The sequence below is a fragment of the Bacteroides caccae genome (assembly GCF_002222615.2).
Taxonomy (GTDB): Bacteria; Bacteroidota; Bacteroidia; order Bacteroidales; family Bacteroidaceae; genus Bacteroides; species Bacteroides caccae.
In genome coordinates this window covers 1,486,406-1,507,467 of sequence record NZ_CP022412.2, presented here as the reverse complement: position 1 = coordinate 1,507,467, position 21,062 = coordinate 1,486,406, and the positions used below count along the sequence as shown (strand labels likewise).

15 protein-coding genes are annotated in these 21,062 nt (G+C 43.8%); 5 read left to right on the top strand and 10 right to left on the bottom strand.

Features of this window, described 5'->3' with window-relative positions:
* The first annotated feature begins 1,444 nt into the window (after positions 1-1,444).
* The 5 genes from CGC64_RS05880 (at position 1,445) to gldH (ending at position 6,140) form a co-directional block, all read left to right on the top strand.
* Positions 1,445-1,957: a ferritin-like domain-containing protein gene (locus CGC64_RS05880; RefSeq protein WP_005679101.1), complete on the top strand. Its 513-nt coding sequence runs from the start codon at positions 1,445-1,447 to the stop codon at positions 1,955-1,957.
* A 186-nt stretch (positions 1,958-2,143) separates the two neighbouring features.
* On the top strand, positions 2,144-3,097 hold the full coding sequence (gene metF / locus CGC64_RS05875; RefSeq protein ID WP_005679100.1) for a methylenetetrahydrofolate reductase [NAD(P)H]: 954 nt from the start codon (positions 2,144-2,146) through the stop codon (positions 3,095-3,097).
* A gap of 1 nt (position 3,098) precedes the next feature.
* Positions 3,099-4,223, top strand: a complete 1,125-nt coding sequence (locus tag CGC64_RS05870; protein WP_005679099.1) for a DNA polymerase III subunit — start codon at positions 3,099-3,101, stop codon at positions 4,221-4,223.
* Positions 4,224-4,237: 14 nt separating this feature from the next.
* A complete protein-coding gene (locus CGC64_RS05865) occupies positions 4,238-5,683 on the top strand; it encodes a PSP1 domain-containing protein (protein ID WP_005679098.1) in 1,446 nt (481 codons plus the stop codon).
* Positions 5,661-6,140: a gliding motility lipoprotein GldH gene (gene gldH, locus CGC64_RS05860; protein ID WP_005679097.1), complete on the top strand. Its 480-nt coding sequence runs from the start codon at positions 5,661-5,663 to the stop codon at positions 6,138-6,140. Before CGC64_RS05865 ends, gldH begins: the two co-directional genes overlap by 23 nt.
* A gap of 12 nt (positions 6,141-6,152) precedes the next feature.
* Here the strand turns inward: gldH and rodA are convergent, their stop codons facing one another.
* From rodA to tamL, 10 genes are all read right to left on the bottom strand, one after another.
* Positions 6,153-7,610, bottom strand: a complete 1,458-nt coding sequence (rodA, locus tag CGC64_RS05855) for a rod shape-determining protein RodA (protein WP_089421557.1) — start codon at positions 7,608-7,610, stop codon at positions 6,153-6,155.
* Complete coding sequence (gene mrdA, locus CGC64_RS05850) at positions 7,591-9,453, bottom strand: penicillin-binding protein 2 (RefSeq protein ID WP_005679094.1); 1,863 nt, start codon at positions 9,451-9,453, stop codon at positions 7,591-7,593. The genes rodA and mrdA overlap by 20 nt, the downstream gene beginning before the upstream one ends.
* Positions 9,454-9,455: 2 nt before the next feature.
* The gene (mreD, locus tag CGC64_RS05845; protein ID WP_005679092.1) at positions 9,456-9,953 is read right to left on the bottom strand and encodes a rod shape-determining protein MreD; all 498 of its coding nucleotides are present in this window, start codon (positions 9,951-9,953) and stop codon (positions 9,456-9,458) included.
* On the bottom strand, positions 9,950-10,795 hold the full coding sequence (mreC, locus tag CGC64_RS05840; RefSeq protein ID WP_005679090.1) for a rod shape-determining protein MreC: 846 nt from the start codon (positions 10,793-10,795) through the stop codon (positions 9,950-9,952). Before mreC ends, mreD begins: the two co-directional genes overlap by 4 nt.
* An 18-nt stretch (positions 10,796-10,813) precedes the next feature.
* A complete protein-coding gene (locus tag CGC64_RS05835) occupies positions 10,814-11,836 on the bottom strand; it encodes a rod shape-determining protein (RefSeq protein ID WP_005679089.1) in 1,023 nt (340 codons plus the stop codon).
* A 15-nt stretch (positions 11,837-11,851) separates the two neighbouring features.
* On the bottom strand, positions 11,852-13,375 hold the full coding sequence (gene purH, locus CGC64_RS05830; protein WP_032855461.1) for a bifunctional phosphoribosylaminoimidazolecarboxamide formyltransferase/IMP cyclohydrolase: 1,524 nt from the start codon (positions 13,373-13,375) through the stop codon (positions 11,852-11,854).
* Positions 13,376-13,525: 150 nt separating this feature from the next.
* The gene (locus CGC64_RS05825; protein ID WP_032838438.1) at positions 13,526-15,562 is read right to left on the bottom strand and encodes a M13 family metallopeptidase; all 2,037 of its coding nucleotides are present in this window, start codon (positions 15,560-15,562) and stop codon (positions 13,526-13,528) included.
* Between the two features lie 20 nt (positions 15,563-15,582).
* Entirely contained in the window at positions 15,583-17,538 is a 1,956-nt protein-coding gene (locus CGC64_RS05820) for an ABC-F family ATP-binding cassette domain-containing protein (RefSeq protein WP_005682170.1), read from the bottom strand.
* A gap of 142 nt (positions 17,539-17,680) precedes the next feature.
* Positions 17,681-18,592: a nucleotidyltransferase family protein gene (locus CGC64_RS05815; protein WP_005679085.1), complete on the bottom strand. Its 912-nt coding sequence runs from the start codon at positions 18,590-18,592 to the stop codon at positions 17,681-17,683.
* Positions 18,593-18,717: 125 nt separating this feature from the next.
* Positions 18,718-21,060: a translocation and assembly module lipoprotein TamL gene (tamL, locus tag CGC64_RS05810; RefSeq protein WP_005679084.1), complete on the bottom strand. Its 2,343-nt coding sequence runs from the start codon at positions 21,058-21,060 to the stop codon at positions 18,718-18,720.
* Positions 21,061-21,062 lie beyond the last annotated feature (2 nt).

Genomic DNA, 21,062 nt, shown 5'->3' with positions numbered 1-21,062 from the left:
ATATGACTATTTTTCTAATCTTTTTTGAAACTTTTTTGTAACACGCTGATTGACAAGGATGTTGTAGAACATAAATTTTACTGCAGGGAGAACCCATGTAGAATGACTACACATTATTATATTCACACGCGAGAGGAAGGGAAGGAAATGAGACTGTAGAAAAGAAATAAGTACTGTAAGCAAATTTATTCGGTTTCTCAAAAAACAATGCTGATACATAAAGTTGATAATAACCGATTCTGGCATTCACCTACCACCTCCCCCTACGGGGCCTCCTCCTTCCAGAAGGAGGAGAATAGAGGATACTATCGACTATAAACTAGCAAATCATTATTTTACAGATTCAACTTACAAACAAATTGGAAGAAAAACTGATTCATCAAATTCATTTCTCATATTCTCATACTTTCGGAATAACGCGTTTATTATCAGATAAATGATGTATGAGAAATAAAATAACAGACAGCCATTTCTCATAGTATTCGGGATTATTTCTCATAGAATTCGTTGTGTTCTCATATAGCTTCATAAATCAAATTTCAATATACGACACATTTGAACTAATATTAAATTGTAGAATATAGACTGTTAAATAAATGGTAAATACCTTATAGTTAGAGACTTTTCACCTATTTATAACAGATAATCGATAAGACATATAATTCGTTCCACTACAGTGAATAGTTCTGCGCACTCTAGTAGCAAGAACCGGCTACTAGAGTGAAAAAGCCTGTGCACTGAAGTGGAACAAAAGAGATGATAGTAGAAATTCACAAGGATAAAGGCATAATATAACAAGGGCATTAGGATAGAATATGGTATGTAAAGGGAAGACTTCAGAAAAAGAAGCATATATCAGGAGAACAATATGGAGTAGTGAGAAAAAGAACGGGGGGGCTATGATAAATAAAGAAGAAAGAGTATGAGAAATGACTGAATTATGAGGGAAAACAACAGAAAAACTATGAGAAATACCTCTGTGTTATTTTATTTCTCATACATCATTTATCTGATAATAAACAAGTTATCCCGAAAGTATGAGAATATGAGAAATGAATTTGATAAATTCGGTTCTTCTTCAAATTTGGTGGTAATTTAACCAGTCGGTGGTATCTCTATTCCCCTCCTTCGGGGAGTGGCTGAAAGCCGGGGTGGTAAGTAGATACACAATGCTGATAATAACAGACTTACGTATTCACCTACCACCTCCCCCTACGGGGCCTCCTCCTTCCCGAAGGAGGAGAATGGAGAATACTATCGATTATCAAATTATTATTTTCCTAATTAATTTTGCCACCAAATCTGAAAAAGAACCTTTACTACATGAATCAGACGAGAAACCAAAGAATTATTCTTTCTGTTAAAACCTCCACAAGCGATAAACAAAAATATCCCCCGGCTGTTACATAGGCAACTTAAACATATTAACCTAAACATAAAAATTATGGCTAGAGAAAGTGTAAAAATCCTACAAGGGAAATTGGATGTAGAAAGTTTGATTTCACAGTTGAACGCAGCATTAGCTGAGGAATGGTTAGCATACTACCAGTATTGGGTAGGTGCATTAGTAGTGGAAGGCGCTATGCGTGCCGATGTACAAAGTGAGTTCGAGGAACATGCCGAGGAGGAACGCCGCCATGCACAACTACTCGCCAACCGTATCATCGAGTTAGAAGGAGTTCCGGTACTGGACCCTCAAAAATGGTTCGAACTAGCCAGATGCAAATATGATGCTCCGCAAGAGTTTGATTCAGTAAGTTTATTGAAAGACAATGTGGCTTCCGAACGTTGCGCAATCATTCGTTACCAAGAAATCGCCGACTTTACTAACGGGAAAGATTTTACCACCTGTGACATCGCAAAACATATTCTTGCTGAAGAAGAAGAACATGAACAGGATTTGCAGGATTATCTGACGGATATTGTCAGAATGAAGAAATCATTTCTCGAAAAGTAAATTCTAATTTAATAATGATTAGGTAAGAGAGGGGCATCCATTTACAGGATATACCCTCTTTTATGTATATAGTACGATAAAAACAAAACTATTTTAGAGTAAATCAAGAAGAAATCTTTCTTTTTTCGTATTTTTGTCCCAATATGCACGTTTAATCCAAATAGGTAACGAACATTTGCGAAGAGAATGAAAGTAATTGATTTAATAAATAACAGCAAAAAAACAGCCTTTTCTTTCGAAATCCTCCCTCCACTGAAGGGTACGGGGATTGAAAAGTTATATCAAACAGTCGATACGCTCCGGGAATTTGACCCGAAATATATCAATATCACCACGCATCGCAGCGAATACGTATATAAAGACCTCGGCAACGGCCTGTTTCAACGGAACCGTTTGAGAAGACGTCCGGGAACTGTCGCTGTGGCTGCTGCCATTCAGAACAAATATAATATCACCGTAGTTCCGCATATTCTGTGCAGTGGTTTCACACGCGAAGAAACTGAATATGTACTGCTTGATCTCCAGTTTCTGAATATCACCGACTTGTTGGTGCTGCGCGGAGACAAGGCGAAGCATGAGTCTGTATTTACTCCGGAAGGCGACGGATACCACCACGCCATTGAATTGCAGGAGCAAATCAACAACTTCAATAAGGGAATCTTTGTAGACGGTTCGGAGATGAAAGTCACCGCCAGTCCGTTCTCTTATGGCGTAGCTTGTTATCCGGAGAAGCATGAAGAAGCTCCCAATATAGAATCCGACCTCTATTGGCTGAAAAAGAAAGTGGAAGCAGGTGCAGAATATGCCGTGACGCAACTATTTTATGATAATAAGAAATATTTCGAATTTGTGGAACAGGCAAAGGCGGCGGGTATCAACATCCCTATCATTCCGGGAATCAAACCTTTCAAAAAACTATCCCAATTAAGCATGATTCCTAAGACATTTAAAGTGGACTTGCCGGAAGATTTAGTAAAGGAGGCCTTAAAATGCAAAAACGATGCTGAAGCCGAACGGGTCGGTATCGAATGGTGCGTGACACAATGCAAGGAATTGATGTCCCACGGAGCCCCAAGTATTCATTTCTACTCTATCGGAGCAGTAGACAGTATCAAAGAAGTAGCCAAAATCATTTATTGATATGTTTTTTAGAGACGTAATCGGACAAGAAGAAATCAAGCGACGGCTCATTCAGGAAGTGAGAGAGGGACGGATTCCGCACGCCCAGCTCATCTGCGGCCCGGAAGGAGTCGGAAAAATGCCGTTAGCTATTGCTTACGCACGTTATATCAGCTGCACCAACCGGGGCGAGACTGATGCTTGCGGCGTCTGTCCGTCCTGCGTAAAATTCAATAAGCTGGTACATCCGGACGTACATTTTGTTTTCCCGATCGTCAAAAGTGCGAAGGGGAAAAAGGAGGTATGCGATGATTATATCGCCGACTGGCGGCCGTTTGTTATCAACAATCCCTATTTCAATCTCAATCACTGGCTGAACGAAATGGACGCCGAAAACTCGCAAGCATTGATTTATGCCAAAGAGAGTGACGAGATATTGAAGAAGCTCAGTCTGAAATCCAGTGAAGGCGGATTTAAGATTACGATTGTATGGCTACCGGAAAAAATGCACCCGGTATGTGCCAATAAATTGCTGAAATTACTGGAAGAACCACCCGAGAAGACGGTTTTCCTGCTTGTATCGGAAGCGCCGGATATGATTCTGCCGACTATTCTGAGCCGTACACAGCGTATGAATGTTCGGAAGATTGACGAAGCCAGTATCGACCGGATATTACAGTCAAAATATAGCATTCAGCCTGCCGACAGTCTTTCCATTGCCCACCTGGCAAACGGTAATTTTATAAAAGCGCTTGAAACAATTCATCTGAACGAGGAGAACCAACAGTTCTTTGATTTATTCGTCAGCCTGATGCGGTTGTCTTATCAACGGAAAATCAGGGAGATGAAGATGTGGAGCGAGCAAGTGGCAGGTATGGGACGCGAACGGCAGAAGAACTTTCTGGAATATTGCCAGCGCATGATTCGGGAGAACTTTATCTTCAACCTGCATCAACGCGACCTTACTTATATGACTATCAACGAACAGAATTTTGCAATCCGCTTTGCTCCTTTCGTCAACGAACGTAACGTCATGGGTATCATGGACGAGCTAAGCGAAGCACAACTGCATATTGAACAGAATGTAAATGCTAAAATGGTATTTTTCGACTTCTCATTGAAGATGATCGTACTGTTGAAGCAATAATAAATATATAAACTATGGAATATAAACTTCATAATGGGAGCGGCAGCCTTTGTTGCAAAGGATGCTCCCGCCAAGATAAAAAGCTGAACACCTACGATTGGCTGGCAGACATACCGGGCAATACGGAAGAAAGTGATATGGTAGAGGTACAATTCAAAAATACCCGCAAAGGGTATTATCGCAACAGCAATAAAATCAAACTGGAAAAGGGAGACATTGTTGCCGTTGAAGCTGCCCCCGGACATGACATTGGCGTAGTAACTCTTACCGGCAGACTTGTCCCCCTGCAAATGAAGAAAGCCAACTTCAAAGCGGATGCGGAAATCAAACGAATCTACCGGAAAGCCAAACCGGTGGACATGGAGAAGTTCAACGAAGCAAAAGATAAAGAACACGCTACCATGATCCGTGCACGCCAGATTGCATTGAACTTGAATCTGAACATGAAAATCGGAGATGTGGAATATCAAGGAGACGGTAACAAGGCTATCTTCTATTACATCGCCGACGAACGGGTAGACTTCCGCCAACTGATTAAGGTATTAGCCGAAGCTTTCCGAGTACGCATCGAGATGAAGCAGATCGGTGCCCGTCAGGAAGCCGGACGTATCGGTGGAATCGGTCCTTGCGGACGTGAACTTTGTTGTGCTACCTGGATGACGAGTTTTGTTTCCGTATCTACCAGCGCCGCACGTTTCCAGGATATCTCACTCAATCCCCAGAAACTTGCCGGACAGTGTGCAAAACTGAAATGCTGCCTGAACTACGAAGTAGACTGTTACGTAGAAGCACAGAAACGTCTGCCTTCTAAAGAGATTGAGCTGGAAACCAAGGAGGGTACTTTCTATTTCTTCAAGGCCGACATCCTCAGCAACCAAGTTTCTTATTCTACAGATAAGAACTTCCCTGCCAACTTAGTCACTATTAGCGGGAAACGTGCTTTTGAAGTGATCGGCATGAATAAGAAGGGTATGAAACCGGACAGCCTGCTTGAAGAAGAAAGGAAAGCGGAGCCGAAGAAACCGATAGACTTGTTGGAACAGGAAAGTGTAACCCGTTTCGACCGTAGCCGTAATAACAGTAAGGAAGGCAATAACGCCAACCGAAACAAGAAAAAGAAAAAAGGAACTCCCAACAACCGACCGCAACAACAAGTAGAAGGGACTAATCGTCCGCAGCAACCGCAACGGGAAAACGAGGGTCGTCCACAACCTGCGGAAAACGGAAACAGAGGAGATCGGGAAAACAGACCAAGAAATAATAATAACAACCGGAACAGAGGACAAAACCAGGGACGGAATAATGAGAACAGACGTCCGGAGAGAAGACAGGAACGGCCACAAAACCAGGAACGCCCGCAAGGTCAGGAACGTGAACGCCCTGCAAGACCAGAACCCAGACCGGAAAGAAACCCAAATCAAGCGAAACCGCAAAATAATGAAAAACCTTCTCAGGAATAGTTTATTCTGTCTGCTCGGTATTTGCCTAATGGCTGCCTGCAATGAGAATACCGTGTATCACTCCTATCAGTCCCTTCCCGACGAAGGGTGGGGAAAGAGTGATACACTCTCTTTTCTGATTCCTGTCACCGACAGTATTCCGCCTACACTCAGATTATTCGCGGAGGTTCGCAACAGAACAGATTACCCTTATCATAACCTGTATCTATTTATCAGTCAAAACCTGCAAGACTCTACGGTATGGCGGACGGATACTATTACTATAAACCTGGCTGATTCCACGGGAAGGTGGATCGGAAATGGTTGGGGAAGTATCTATCAATCAGCGGTCTTTATCAAATCCGTACGTCCTTTGTATCCTGCTAATTACACCTTCAAAATTATGAACGGGATGAAAGATGAGAAGTTGTCCGGAATCAATGACATTGGTATCCGAATTGAAAGACAGGAGAATTAGAAAATAAACGAACTAGAGTCTCCTGCCGCGCCCTGCATCTATCCGCAGGAAAATAAACAGCAATATCGTAAATCCCCATAAAGAAGAACCTCCGTAACTAAAGAAGGGTAATGGGATACCAATTACAGGAGTCAGCCCTAACACCATCCCTATATTGATAAATAGGTGAAAGAGGAAAATACTCACGACCGAATACCCATATACGCGACCGAAAGCAGACGGTTGCCTTTCGGAAAGGAATATCAATCTCAATATCAAAATAAGAAAAGCCAGCAAGACCGCGGCCGAACCTACAAACCCTTGTTCCTCTCCCACCGTACAGAAAATGAAGTCGGTATCCTGCTCAGGGACGTATTTCAATTTGGTTTGCGTTCCGTTCAAAAAGCCTTTCCCTGTCAATCCGCCGGAACCGATAGCAATCTTGGACTGGTTTACATTGTAGCCGGCACCGGTTAAATCTTCTTCCAAACCCAATACTACTTTAATACGGATTTGCTGATGCGACTCTAATATATTATCGAAGACATAGTTACTGGAATATAAGAATCCAATGGAGCCGATTGAGAATAAAGCAATCAGGAAATAAGAGCGCTGACGCTCGCTCAATGCCAAGTAAATCAAATAACCTACCACAACGACACAAAGCCCCCACTGCACCCAGACCAGACTGAAATGGATCCAATATTCGGATATCAGATAAGCGATAAGCAAGACAATCAAACTTCCTCCGATAATATTCCGGGCAGGTTCCCACCGCTTGCGGTATACCCACACCATACCACCGGCAAATAATAAGATCAGCAGCAACACAATAAACTCTCCCAACGGAGTCGGTGTATCGGCTATGAATACTTCATCGAAGCGGATGCCTACCACAAAATAGATGACCGCACATACCCCCGAAAAAAGTACCACACCCGGCATTCCCTCCCGGTAAAGCACCAAGAAGAAAGCAAGATAGACCAAGGCAGAACCTGTCTCCCGCTGACCGATAATCAACAACATCGGAAGGAGGATAATAAAACCCAGTACCAGAGCACATTTCTCTTTCTTTATGCTGAATGAATAGGAGTTTATATATTTGGCCAATGTCAATGCGGTAGCAAACTTGGCAAATTCGGCTGGCTGCAGGCTGACAGGCCCCATTACCAACCAAGAACGGGAGCCTTTGGTATCCGGCGCGATAAAAATAGTAACGATAAGCAAGATTATCATTCCTATATATATAATGTACGCGAACATATCATACATCCGGTCTTCCAACATCAACAACACGAAACCGAGACCGAAGGAACAGATAATCCAGACAAATTGCTTGCCGGCACGGGTAGAGAAGTCGAGGAAGTCACGATCACCATAGTCATAGCTGGCTCCACAGACACTGAACCACCCGCCGACAATCAGAAGCAGGTAAATGCAAATCGTTACCCAATCCAGTGATTTCCACAAACTATCGTTCCTCGTTACCATACAATATCACTCTGTTACTAAATTCTTCTGCTCTCAATTCATTCTCGGGAGATAGTTTGCCTTTCAAGTACTGCTCCATAAGCAATGCCCCGAAAGGTACTCCGTATGTAGCTCCCCAACCTCCATTCTCCACATACACAGCAATGGCTATCTTCGGCTTGTTCATCGGCGCAAAGCCCATAAATACAGAATGGTCATGTCCGCGGTTCTGTGCCGTACCCGTCTTTCCACAAGCTTCCAAGTCCGGAACCATTACCGACAACATACGGCAAGTTCCGCCTGTGGCAGCTCCGCGCATCCCTTCCACCACCGATTCATAATGCCGTTTCTCAATTGTAGTATAACGTGGCGTACGATAAATACTATCCAACTGATTATCTTGAATCTCCTTCACAATATGCGGTGTGATAAAATATCCGCGATTGGCAATCGTTGCACCTAGATTGGCTATCTGGAGAGGAGTAGCCAGAATTTCTCCCTGCCCGATCGAAATACTGATTACCGTCAGTCCATTCCAATGGCCGCGATAAGCCTTATCATAGAACTGTGCATTCGGAATCAAACCACGTTTCTCTCCGGGCAAATCAACACCTAACTTATAACCGAAGCCTTGGGAAACCATGTGATCTTTCCAGACTGTAATTGCGTTTTGCGGTGAACCGTATTTACGGTCGCCGAACATACGGAACAGTCCCCAACAAAAATAAGAGTTGCACGATGTAGCAATAGCAGGAATAAGTGGTATCGGTGCTCCGTGGGCATGACATCCCACCGTCAGCCTGCCGTAATGGAAACCGCGCGAACAAGGGAAAGAAGGAGCCTGCTCAGTCACAATGCCTTCCTGCAAAAAAGTTAATCCCTGTGCCGTCTTAAAAGTAGAACCCGGAGGATATACTCCCATCAATGCACGATTCAGAAGCGGTTTCATCTTATCACGCTGCAACATCAGATGGTTCTTTCCACGCTGACGGCCAATCATCAAATGCGGGTCGTAATTCGGCGAAGATACCAGACAAAGAATCTCTCCTGTCTCCGGCTCAATAGCAACAATACTTCCGATCTTATTTTTCAGTAACCGTTCACCCAACATCTGCAAGTCAATATCCAAACTGAGTGTCAAGTTCTTTCCGGGTACGGAAGGACGGTCATATTCTCCGTCCATATAATGCCCCTGAATACGTCCGTGAGCATCACGAAGCAGAATTTCAATGCCTTTCTCTCCACGCAGATACTTCTCATACGATTTCTCTACACCCAACTTGCCGACATAATCGCCACGAATGTAGTAGCCTTCTTCATCGGCTTCCATTTCTTTTGCCGAGACTTCTCCAATATCACCCAAGGCATGCGCGGCAGCATCATAAGAGTATTGGCGAATCGTACGCCGCTGGATATAGAAGCCACGGAATTTAAACAACTTCTCCTGAAAGACGCCACATTCTTCCGCCGAAAGTTGCGACATAAACAATTGATTAGTGTATCTGGAATATCCCGGATTCCGGCGACGGTCTTTCATGTCGCTCATGATTTTCAGGAATTGAGCACGAGTAATATTCAACGACTGGCACAGGTCGAGTGTATCCAAGTTCTCTACTTCTTTCGGGACAATCGTTATATCATAAGCAGGCTGGTTAAAAACCAGCAACTTACCTGTACGGTCATAGATAGCTCCGCGTGAAGGATATTGAATTTTATTCAGGAACGCATTGCTATCGGCGTTCTTCTTATAATCATCGGTAGTAATCTGCAATACAAAAAGACGGATCAGATAAATCAGCACAATAGACAGTGCAATTCCCCCGATAACAAATTTCCGTTTCTCCAGTCTATAATCTTTTGCCATCGCTATCTCCTTATGCCTTCCACAGCTACAATACAAGTTACAGTCAGAACGGTACACAATGCCACCCGCAGCAGCAACAGCCAAATGCCGGAAAACGAGAAGAACTCAATAGAGAGTAAAGCCAGACTATGTATAAAAACACTTGCAGTAGTATATTTCAGAAAAGGAGTGATTCCCATACTCTTGAAAGAAGGTACGAGATTGTCCTGATTATCGCGGGGAGTGAACAAACGCAATAAAGAAGGACGAAGAAAAGCAAGCAACACGGTTGCTGCTGCATTCATTCCCGGAGTATCGGAAAACACGTCAATGGTAAGCCCGAAAAAGAAGGCCCACAACATCAGTTCATTCCGGGAAGTGCCGGAATTGAACTTCAAAATAAAATAAATATAGAGAAAAGGCGTAGCATATCCGGCTATATGCACATTATTCAGAATTAGCACCTGAAGAAGCACCAACCCAATAAACCAACCGATTCTATGTATATAGGTAATAATCATTGTTTCGTTGTCTTGTTTTCGAGTTCTTTCTGCTCCTGCTGACCGTTCCGCGCTATCACCCGCACATCACTAAGCTTGCCGAAATCGGTAGCCAGCTTGATCTTCAGCAGATAGGATAATCCATCATGAGAGTCGGACATATCATCCACCGTCCCCACCATAATTCCTTCGGGAAATACAGTCGAGAAACCGCTTGTCACTACGGTATCTCCCAGATTAAACTCGGCATGACGAGGCAAATCTTTCAGATAAGCGTATCGCGAATCTCCGTGTTCCCACTTCAGATAACCAAAATAATCGCTTCCTACAATCTTGCAACTGATGTTTGATTTGCTATTCAGTACAGAAATCACCACCGAATAGGAAGGAGATGTTTCGTAAACAATTCCCACAATCCCGTTTCCATCTACCACGCCCATTTCGGAATGAATGCCGGAAGAAGAACCTTTATCAAGCGTTATATAATTATCGGCCAGGTTCAGGCTATTCTTAATCACACGTGCCTTAAACAGCTGATAATCTTTCTGAGGCATCTTCCGGATACTGTTCACCGCGATAGAATCGAGTTGACGTTCTTTCAACGCTTTTTCCAAATTATTGATCTGCTCTTCCAATAACATATTCCGGTCCAGCAGGTCTTCATTGACCGATTTCAGGTGGAAATAGGAAGATATACCTCCCGAAACTTCATAAACCGCCCCCACAACTGTATTGGCAGAAGTGAAATAAGCACTCTGCTGGTAATTGTTGAACCGAAATAACAAAACAAAACTGGCTACCTCCAATATGACAAAGAGGAACCAGTAATTGTATTTCAAAAGGAAGTTTATTAAATTCCGCATGAATCAGAGTCCGTGATTTTATCTCATTAGGAAAGAGAAACGATCTACATTCTTTAATGCTACCCCTGTCCCCTTGGCAACAGCGTGTAAAGGATCTTCCGCAATATGGAACGGGATATTTATCTTATCAGTCAGTCGCTTATCCAAACCACGGAGTAACGCACCACCACCGGCCAGATAGATACCATTATGAACGATATCCGCATAAAGTTCGGGAGGAGTATTCTCCAATGCACTCAAGATAGCCGTTTCAATCTTGGAAATCGATTTCTCCAGACAGTGAGCCACTTCCTGATAACATACCGGCACTTCCATAGGAAGGGCAGTAATACGGTTCGGACCGTGAACGATATAATCTTCCGGAGCGTCTTCACCCAGTTCGGTCAAAGCCGCACCTACATTAATTTTGATACGTTCCGCCATACGCTCGCTGACCTTCACATTATGCTGACGGCTCATATATTCTTGAATATCCGCAGTCAAGTCATCACCGGCAATACGGATAGAGTTGTTGGAAACGATACCTCCCAAAGAGATAACGGCAATCTCCGTAGAGCCACCACCTATATCAACAATCATGTTTCCTTCCGGAGCTTCCACGTCAATACCGATACCGATAGCTGCAGCCATCGGTTCGAAAATCAGATAGACATCACGTCCGCCGGCATGCTCGGCAGAGTCGCGAACAGCACGGAGTTCAACTTCCGTACTTCCCGACGGTACGCCGATCACCATACGGAGAGAGGGTGAGAAAAGATGATTGCGGGTGTTTACCTGCTTAATCAGACCACGCATCATCTGCTCGCAAGCATAGAAGTCAGCGATTACCCCGTCTCTCAACGGACGAATTGTACGTATATTTTCGTGGGTCTTTTCATGCATCAACTTCGCCTTTTCTCCTACGGCGATCATCTTATCCGTACGGCGGTCCAAGGCTACAACCGAAGGCTCATCCACCACGATTTTCCCGTTCGTGATGATAATGGTATTGGCTGTACCCAAGTCCATTGCTATTTCTTGTGTAAAAGAGAATAATCCCATTCTTGATTCTTGTTTTTAATGTTTAAAATGACGGATACCGGTAGTCACCATTGCCATGCCATGTTCATTGCAGTAAGCAAAAGACAAATCATCTTTCACTGAACCACCCGGCTGAATTACAGCTGTAATTCCTTCTTTATCGGCAATTTCCACACAGTCAGGGAACGGGAAGAAAGCATCCGAAGCCATTACTGCACCATCCAGGTCGAAACCGAATGATTTAGCTTTTTCAATCGCTTGCTTCAATGCATCCACACGTGAAGTCTGTCCCACACCGCTTGCCAACAGTTGTTTACCCTTCGCCAGTACAATAGCGTTTGATTTACTATTCTTGACAATCTTGTTAGCAAACAGCATATCCTCTACTTCTTCCGGAGTAGGAATCTTGTCGGTCACTGTTTTCAAGTCGGCTACCGTTTCAATATTAGTATCTTTATCCTGCACCAATACGCCGTTCAACAAAGCACGGAACTGATTCTTCGGCAGTTTGGCCTCCTTACGTACAAGAATGATGCGGTTCTTTTTCTGTCCCAGGATTTCGAGTGCATCCACATCATAATCCGGTGCGATAATCACTTCGAAGAAAATCTTGTTAATTTCTTCTGCTGCTGCCTTGTCAATGACACCGTTAGTAATCAGTACACCACCGAAAGCAGATACAGGATCACCTGCCAATGCATCTTTCCAAGCCTCCAACACAGTAGGACGGGAAGCCAGGCCGCAAGCGTTATTATGTTTCAGGATAGCGAAAGTAAGATCCTCGAACTCGTCGATCAAGTCAACAGCAGCGTTGATATCAAGAAGATTGTTATAAGAAATTTCTTTTCCGTGAATCTGATCGAACATTGCCTCCAGGTTTCCGTAGAAATAACCTTTCTGATGTGGATTTTCACCGTAACGAAGTTGTTTCTGGCTGTTCACCGAACAACGGAAGGCAGAACCTTCGCCGGCATCGAAATAATTGAAGATAGCCGAATCATAGTGAGAAGAAACGGCAAACGCTTCTTTTGCCATCCAACGGCGTTCTTCGAGTGAAGAAGTGGCTCCGTGCTCCATTAACATATCCAGCAACGGCTTATACTGAGCCTGAGAAGCTACGATAATTACATCGTTGTAATTCTTGGCTGCGGCACGAATCAAAGAGATTCCGCCTATATCTATTTTTTCAATAATATCTGCTTCAGATGCACCGGAAGCAACAGTTGCTTCAAACGGATACAAATCAACAATTACCAGATCTATTTCAGGGATCTCATATTTCTCAATCTGCTGCATATCTTGTTCCAGACCGCGACGACAAAGGATACCTCCGAAGATCTTCGGATGTAATGTCTTCACTCTACCACCCAAAATAGAAGGATAAGTGGTCAAATCTTCCACCGCCTTACAGGGATATCCCAACGATTCAATAAACTGACGAGTTCCCCCCGTTGACAGAAACTCTACTCCCTCTTCATGAAGTTTGGTAATAATTTCGTCCAAACCTTCCTTGTGGTATACAGATACCAGTGCAGTTTTTATTCTTTTAGACTCTGACATTGAATTGCTTATTAAGTATTTGACGCGCAAAGTTACGAAATATTGTTTATCGTACGTAATAATAAGGTGTGAATTAATAAAAAAAAGCGTTGACTCTTCCGGAGGAAAAGCCAACGCTTCTTTGCGCATACAGTTTATATTCAGAATTTATTACCAGATAGATACTCGTTTTTCTTTTGGTACAAACATGGAATCTTGTTCGGTGATATTGAATGCTTCGTACCAGTTGGCAATATGAGGTAATGCACCGTCCACACGCCATTTTCCTAATGAGTGAGGATCGAGTTTCGTCAAACGGAGAATTTCTTCCGGACGAATATTTCCCGCCCACACATTTGCATAAGCAAGGAAAAAGCGTTGTTCCGGTGTAAATCCGTCAACAACTTCCAACGGTGCGGTTTCCATTGCTTTCTTGAAAGCATGATAAGAAACTTGCAGTCCACCATGGTCTGCTATGTTTTCTCCCAGCGTTAGGCTACCGTTTGCATGTACTCCTGGAGCGACCTCAATACTGTCAAAGAAGTTCACCATTACCTGAGCACGTTCCTCGAATTTCTTGGCATCTTCTTCCGTCCACCAGTCTTTCAGATTTCCGTCTTTGTCATACTGACGTCCCTGGTCATCAAATCCATGTGTCATTTCATGACCGATAACAACTCCGATAGCACCGTAATTCATTGCATCATCAGCATTCATATCAAAGAATGGAGGTTGCAGGATAGCTGCCGGGAAGCAGATTTCATTGGTTGTCGGGTTGTAATAAGCATTAACGGTCTGAGGAGTCATCAACCATTCATCCTTATCTACCGGTTTGCCGGCTTTGGAAATCATCTCGGCATACCCCCATTCATTGGCACGTTCGATATTTGCCCAATAAGAATCGTTTTTAATATCCAAGGCTGAGTAATCTTTCCAGGTATCGGGATAACCGATCTTGACATGGAAGGTAGCCAGCTTCTCCTGTGCCTTTGCTTTGGTCGGTTCGCTCATCCATTCAAGAGCATTGATGCGTTCGCCCAAAGAAGTCTGTAAGTTCTTCACCAACGTTACCATACGTTCTTTGGCAGCAGCCGGGAAGTATTTCTCGACATACATCTGCCCTACTACTTCACCGAGAGCACCGTCTACCGTACTTACAGCACGTTTCCAACGAGGTTGCATCTCTTTTTTGCCGGACATTGTCTTGCCGTAGAAATCAAAATCCTGCGCTACGAAGTCATCACTCAAGTAAGAAGCTGCCGAGTTAATCAGATTCCATTGAAGATATAGCTTTTGCTCATCGAGGGATACTGTATTAATAACGTCCGCCACTTCTTTCATAGCTGCCGGCTGACCAACATTCACTTCTTTCAGATCATTTAAGCCTGATGTAGTGAAGTAAACATCCCAGGCAAATGTAGGGAAGTTCTTTTTCAGCGTCTCCATATCCATTTTATTGTAATTAGCATGAGGGTCGCGCAACTCTACCTGCGAACGGGCTGACTTGGCCAAACGAGTTTCAATATTCATCACCGCTTTTACAGCTTTTTGTGCAGCAGCCTCATCATAACCAGCCAACTGAAACATCTTGGCAATATGTTCCTGATATTTATCACGGATATTCTTTGTTTGCTCGTCATTCTCCAGATAATAATCGCGTTGTCCCATTCCAATACCTCCCTGATAAGTCTGAACCAGATTCATCGAACTGTTCATATCATCAGCACCGATATAGAGGCTAAAATAAGGATTAATTCCTTTCTTCTGAATTTCGGCGATGTACGTATAAATTTCACCTTTATCTTGGAGGGCGTCGATCGCTTCCAGTTCAGCTTTAATTGGAGCAACCCCTTCCTGATTCAGTTTCACGCTATCCATGGCGATATTGTAAAGATCACCCACTTTCTGAGCGGCACTGCCCGGTGCGTTGTCTTTCTTTGCAGCCAGTTCGGCGATTAATGTTTTCAACTGCTCACGGCTGTTTTCACGCAACATATCAAATGTTCCGAAACGTGAATACTCGTCAGTCAGCGGATGAGCTGCAACCCAACCGCCACAAGCGTATTGATAAAAACTTGTACCCGGCATAGCCATGGTATCCAGATTAGCAAGGTCGATACCGGATGTTAGCACGGCCTCTTTCTTACTGTTACATCCTGTTGTCATAAGGCATACGGCAAGAATTGGTAAATACTTAGTTACTTTCATATTGCATACATAATAATTTATCATTTTTTCGCGTCTTCCAGCTCCAACGAGACACGTTCCCATTCTTCTACGATAGCATCCAACTGCTGTTTCAATTTCTGATGCCGCTCATAGAGTTGCATATCAGAGGCTCCTTCGGGAGTTGCCATTTGTGCTTCAACAATAGATATTGCCGCTTCCGTCTCTTCTATCGAAGCCTCACAATCAGCCACTTGGCGTTCGAGTTTCTTCAGTTTTTTATTCAACTCCTTCTGTGCCTCATAAGAGAGTTTATTCTCCGAAGGTTGTACCGGCTCTTGCTCACTTCCCTTGGCAGAAGCCGTAGGCGAAGAAGATAAAGATGCTCTTTTCTGAAGTTCATTCAGGTTCTCTATCTTTTTCTTTTGAAGGAACTCATAGATACCGCTGAGATGTTCTTTTACATGCCCGCCACCAAACTCATATACTTTAGTCGCAAGTCCGTCCAGAAAATCACGGTCGTGACTGACAAGTATCACAGTACCGTCAAACTCACGGATCGCCTCTTTCAACACATCCTTCGAGCGCATATCCAAATGGTTGGTCGGTTCATCGAGAATCAGGAAGTTTACAGGCTCAAGCAAAAGCTTAATCATCGCCAGACGGGTACGTTCTCCACCGGAAAGTACTTTCACTTTCTTATCCGAGGCTTCACCGCCAAACATGAAGGCTCCCAATATATCCCGTATTTTCAAACGTATATCCCCCGTTGCCACACGGTCAATCGTATCAAATACCGTCAGATTTTCGTCCAACATTTGTGCCTGATTCTGGGCAAAATATCCGATTTGCACATTATGCCCGATTGTCAACTTACCGTCGAAGTCAATCTCACCCATGATACATTTTACCAAGGTAGACTTACCTTCACCGTTCTTGCCGACAAAAGCGACCTTCTCTCCCCGATTGATAGTCAGATTGACGTCGTGGAAAACGACATGGTCGCCATACGCTTTGCGTACATCCTCACAAATCACCGGATAATTACCGCTACGGCTGGCAGGAGGAAATTTCAAACGTAGTGCCGAATTATCTTCCTCATCCACTTCGATACGGTCAATCTTTTCCAATTGCTTGATACGGCTTTGTACTTGTACTGCCTTCGTTGCTTTATAACGGAAGCGTTCGATAAAGTCTTCCGTATCCTGTATTTGTTTTTGTTGATTCTCGTAAGCACGGAGTTGTTGTTCGCGACGTTCTTTGCGGAGAACGACAAACTCATCATACTTCACCTTATAGTCATAAATCTGCCCGCAAGTAATTTCAATCGTACGGGTAGTTACATTATTAAGAAAGGCACGGTCGTGACTGACCAGTACAACAGCATTGGCACGAGTCGCCAAAAAGTTCTCCAACCACTGAATACTTTCAATATCAAGATGATTGGTCGGCTCATCGAGCAGAAGTACGTCCGGACGGCGAAGCAGCAACTTCGCAAGTTCGATACGCATACGCCAACCACCGGAAAATTCCGAAGTAGGGCGTTCGAAGTCCTCACGGCTGAAGCCCAATCCTAGAAGCGTCCGTTCTATTTCCGCCTGATAGTTTGTACCGCCCATCATCAGGAAGCGATCATTCTCATGCGTAAAACGGTCTATTAACTGGTGATATTCTTCCGATTCATAGTCTGTCCGTTCTGCCAGTTCCCGGTTCATCCGTTCCAGTCTCGCCTGAAGTTCAAAAATATGTTCGAATGCCAGTTCCGCCTCTCCCATCACCGTCCGGTTATCGGCGAGAATCATCACCTGCGGCAAATATCCAATCATGACATCTTTTGGAGTAGCCACTACTCCATGTGTCGGTGATTGCAAACCTGCCAATATTTTCAACATTGTTGATTTACCTGCACCATTCTTGCCGACCAGTGCAATACGGTCTTTTTTATTTATAACATAGCTGACGTCTTCAAAAAGCGGCGTCGCATTAAATTCTACTGATAATCCTTCTACTGAAATCACTTCTGTCTCTGATTTATACGATTTTGAACTGCAAAGATAATGAATATTTATTGGATACAGAGTAGTATGGCACGTTATGAAAAACAAAAAAAGCAGCCACTCATCAGAATGACTGCTTTCTATTTTAACCAATAGTACTTCTTTAGAACAACTTGGCAGGATATTCACCGGCATCAACCAATGCCTGAATCTTGTCTACTACACTTTGACGGTCTTCCGGATAAGTAACGCCGAACCATTTGCTGGCAGTATCCAGCACTTCAACAGTAGCCGTTCCGTCATTAATCAATTTATCTACCATCAATGGAATAAAGAATTCGCTCTTCAAGTTTTCCATGTTTTTCGGGTCGCTCAGGAAAGTCTTGAAGAATTCCTGACTGTAAGCGAAGTAATCAGGAGTGAAGCCCCAGAAGTTCATACTTACCGGAGTAGTATCGGGAGTTGCAGTCCATTCGCCGTTATCATCGATATATTTCACTTCACCATCCAGACGTTGGATCTTAGTACGTTCCACTACTGAAGTCAGCAGACCTTTATCATCTGTACTACAAATACCACGAGATACCGTACCGCTTTCACTCAGCGTATTTCCTACGCGGAAACCTACCATTGAATAAACATTTTTAGAATCCGCAGGAAGTGCAGAAAGGAATTTACCCATTACTTGGAAGGAATCACGACCATAAAAGTCGTCACAGTTAATTACAGCGAACGGTTCTTTAATCACATCAGCACCCATCATTACTGCATGGTTGGTACCCCAAGGTTTTGTACGGTCTGCCGGACAAGTGAAGCCTTCAGGAAGTGCATCCAAAGCTTGGAAAACCAGTTCACAAGGAATGTGACCTTCGTATTTAGAAATAATCTTATCACGGAAATCCTGTTCAAAGTCTTTGCGGATTACAAATACAAGTTTACCAAATCCGGCATTGATAGCATCATAGATAGAATAGTCCATGATCGTTTCACCATTAGGACCCAGTCCGTCCAATTGTTTCAAGCCTCCATAGCGGCTGCCCATACCGGCTGCCAATAAGAATAAAGTTGGTTTCATAAATTGTGTAATATTAAAAGGTTAGTGATGTCAACGGCATCTGATTTTGGTGCAAATGTACAAAAACTTTCTTTCTTTTGTCTTATGTGATGTCCTTTCTTTTGTCTTGAGACAAAGAAAGAACGTTAGAACGGATACCCGATAGCGAAATGTATTCCCAGATTTTTGAAGAAGGTACCGGTAACATTATAATATCCGCTTCGTTCCGTATCATAGGGCAGATGCAAAGGAATACCGAAGTCAAGACGGAACACAAGAATATCCATGTCGTAACGGACGCCTACGCCTGTCCCCAAGGCTATTTGTTTCGGGAAAGTTTTCAGACGAAGTTGCGAATCAGGACGTGCCTCGTCCTTGCGCAGCAGCCAGACGTTACCCGCATCCAGGAAAGTAGCTCCCCAAATGCTCTTGAAGATACGGAAACGATATTCTACGTTCGCTTCGAAACGGAACGTACCTGTCTGGTCGAGATAAGAATACTTGCTGTCTTTCGGGTGATAGCCACCGGGACCAATACTACGCACCGTAAAAGCACGGATACTGTTGGCACCACCAACGTAGAATTGTTCACTATATGGGGCAATCGTAGCATTACCGTATGCAAAAAGAGCGCCTAACGCTACACGGGAAGCTATTTTATTATTTTTGTCCATGTTCCACAAATGGCGGAACTCGGTATTAAATTTCATAAACTGCGAGAACGGAGCCCCCAAAAGTTTTTTCCCTTCCTCATTATAAGGTTTGCCGAAAGCACGATAAATAGTGGCAGTCACATTTCCGGCAGAAGTCACGGTAGATTGCCACCAGATAGGATTCTTCACTCTCCGCACAGAGGCATTATCATACGTATAAGTGTACTCCATAGCCGGGATGAACTGGTTGTCTAAGCTGACATATAGTGCCGGATTGTCGGCTGCAATCTCCATAAACTCTTTCGACTGGTGTTGCAAGACGTTGAATGTCAGTTTGAAAGGTGTGATACTATGACGACTGGTACGCGTCGGCTGGAAATCGTAGGTTGCGTTTCCGCCGAAAGATAACAGTTTATAATATCTTGCCCGGTTCAACTGATCGATATACAAACGGAAAGTAGTCGTAGCGGGAAAGTCAAATTCCCTTTTCCCCCAACGCGGGAAAACCACTCTAGGGAAAGTCAGAGAAGTAGATATTCCCATTTCCCAACTGTTCATCAACGAACTTTTCTCTCCGCCACCGGTCTGCCATTCATAAGAGCCTTTCAGTTTCACGTTCCAACTTTCTCCACCACCAAATACATTATTCCGTGTAACTCCGAACGAAGCACCCGGACCGGTCTGGTCGTTACTTTTAGTTACTACGTTCAATTCCAGTTCAGCGTCCAACGGTTTGGCAAAAGTAGCCTGCATCGTGATGTCCAACGTATCACAAACAGCTGTTGTATCTTTGGGGGCATATTGGATATCCATATAACTAAATATTCCCAACTGGCTGAGTTTCTCCTGTATCTGTTCCTGCCGATACTGGCTGTAAAGCCGGGTACGGTTGGAAGCACGCATCTGTGCGTTCCGTACAAACTGTTGATAATTCAGCCAACGATAAAGCATATTGGGACGAACCTGCAATTTATTGTAATAGTGGATATTCAAGTTCTTATACATCATACTGTCATTCGGCGCTTCTCCGTTCTTTCCGAACAGATAGACAGACGCATCACCCACGTAATAAGGACGCTGTGCCGCAGCCGGCAATCCCGGCACAGGAATCAGGCGAAGACTGATATGCCCTCCGGGTACCAAAGTCGTATCCGCCTGGTAAGTCATATAGTCGGGACGGAAATAAAAATATCCGAGGTTACGCAACAATGTACTGATACGGGAGCGTTCTTCGTCCAAATCAACCACGTTGAACTGCTCACCCGGACTTATATAAGACATCCGGCGTCCGCGCTCCATAATCCGCAGAGTCTGGGGAGTGAACCGTTGATAGTAAACCGTATCAATGAAATAAGGGTTCTTCATATCCACCGTATAGATAATGCCCGCCTTCAGACTGTCTTTCTTATCAACAACCGTTTCATAAGCTACCTTCCCATTGAAATAGCCATAATCACGAAGCAAATTAGTCGTTACCTTCACACGTACCTCCGGGTTGACCGTAGAAATAAATACGGGAGGATTGGCCGCAAAACGGTTGAACATCCATTTACCGAATCCCTTCTTATATTTCACGAAGTCATTGTACATCCACATTTTAAAAGGGATAGGAAGGATACCGCCAAACATCTTTGTACTAGGTGTCTTATCGAGTGCAGCATCAATTTCCGTCAGCGCCGTCTCTCCTACCGGTGTTGTCGATTTATTCAATATGACAGTCTTGCTTCCGGTGTAAAGCACCTCCCCTTCGGGAAGATGTTTCGTCACCGAACAAGCCGACAGTAACACTACACTTATCAGACAAACAGCCAATATATTTATATGTATCTCTTTCATAC

Coding starts and splice junctions, on each gene's coding strand:
- CGC64_RS05835 (WP_005679089.1), bottom strand. CDS start 11,836: ATGGGATTATTCTCTTTTACACAAGAAATAGCAATGGACTTGGGTACA.
- mreD (WP_005679092.1), bottom strand. CDS start 9,953: ATGATTATTACCTATATACATAGAATCGGTTGGTTTATTGGGTTGGTG.
- metF (WP_005679100.1), top strand. CDS start 2,144: ATGAAAGTAATTGATTTAATAAATAACAGCAAAAAAACAGCCTTTTCT.
- purH (WP_032855461.1), bottom strand. CDS start 13,375: ATGTCAGAGTCTAAAAGAATAAAAACTGCACTGGTATCTGTATACCAC.
- mrdA (WP_005679094.1), bottom strand. CDS start 9,453: ATGGCAAAAGATTATAGACTGGAGAAACGGAAATTTGTTATCGGGGGA.
- CGC64_RS05865 (WP_005679098.1), top strand. CDS start 4,238: ATGGAATATAAACTTCATAATGGGAGCGGCAGCCTTTGTTGCAAAGGA.
- rodA (WP_089421557.1), bottom strand. CDS start 7,610: ATGGTAACGAGGAACGATAGTTTGTGGAAATCACTGGATTGGGTAACG.
- mreC (WP_005679090.1), bottom strand. CDS start 10,795: ATGCGGAATTTAATAAACTTCCTTTTGAAATACAATTACTGGTTCCTC.
- CGC64_RS05880 (WP_005679101.1), top strand. CDS start 1,445: ATGGCTAGAGAAAGTGTAAAAATCCTACAAGGGAAATTGGATGTAGAA.
- tamL (WP_005679084.1), bottom strand. CDS start 21,060: ATGAAAGAGATACATATAAATATATTGGCTGTTTGTCTGATAAGTGTA.
- CGC64_RS05815 (WP_005679085.1), bottom strand. CDS start 18,592: ATGAAACCAACTTTATTCTTATTGGCAGCCGGTATGGGCAGCCGCTAT.
- gldH (WP_005679097.1), top strand. CDS start 5,661: ATGAAAAACCTTCTCAGGAATAGTTTATTCTGTCTGCTCGGTATTTGC.
- CGC64_RS05825 (WP_032838438.1), bottom strand. CDS start 15,562: ATGAAAGTAACTAAGTATTTACCAATTCTTGCCGTATGCCTTATGACA.
- CGC64_RS05870 (WP_005679099.1), top strand. CDS start 3,099: ATGTTTTTTAGAGACGTAATCGGACAAGAAGAAATCAAGCGACGGCTC.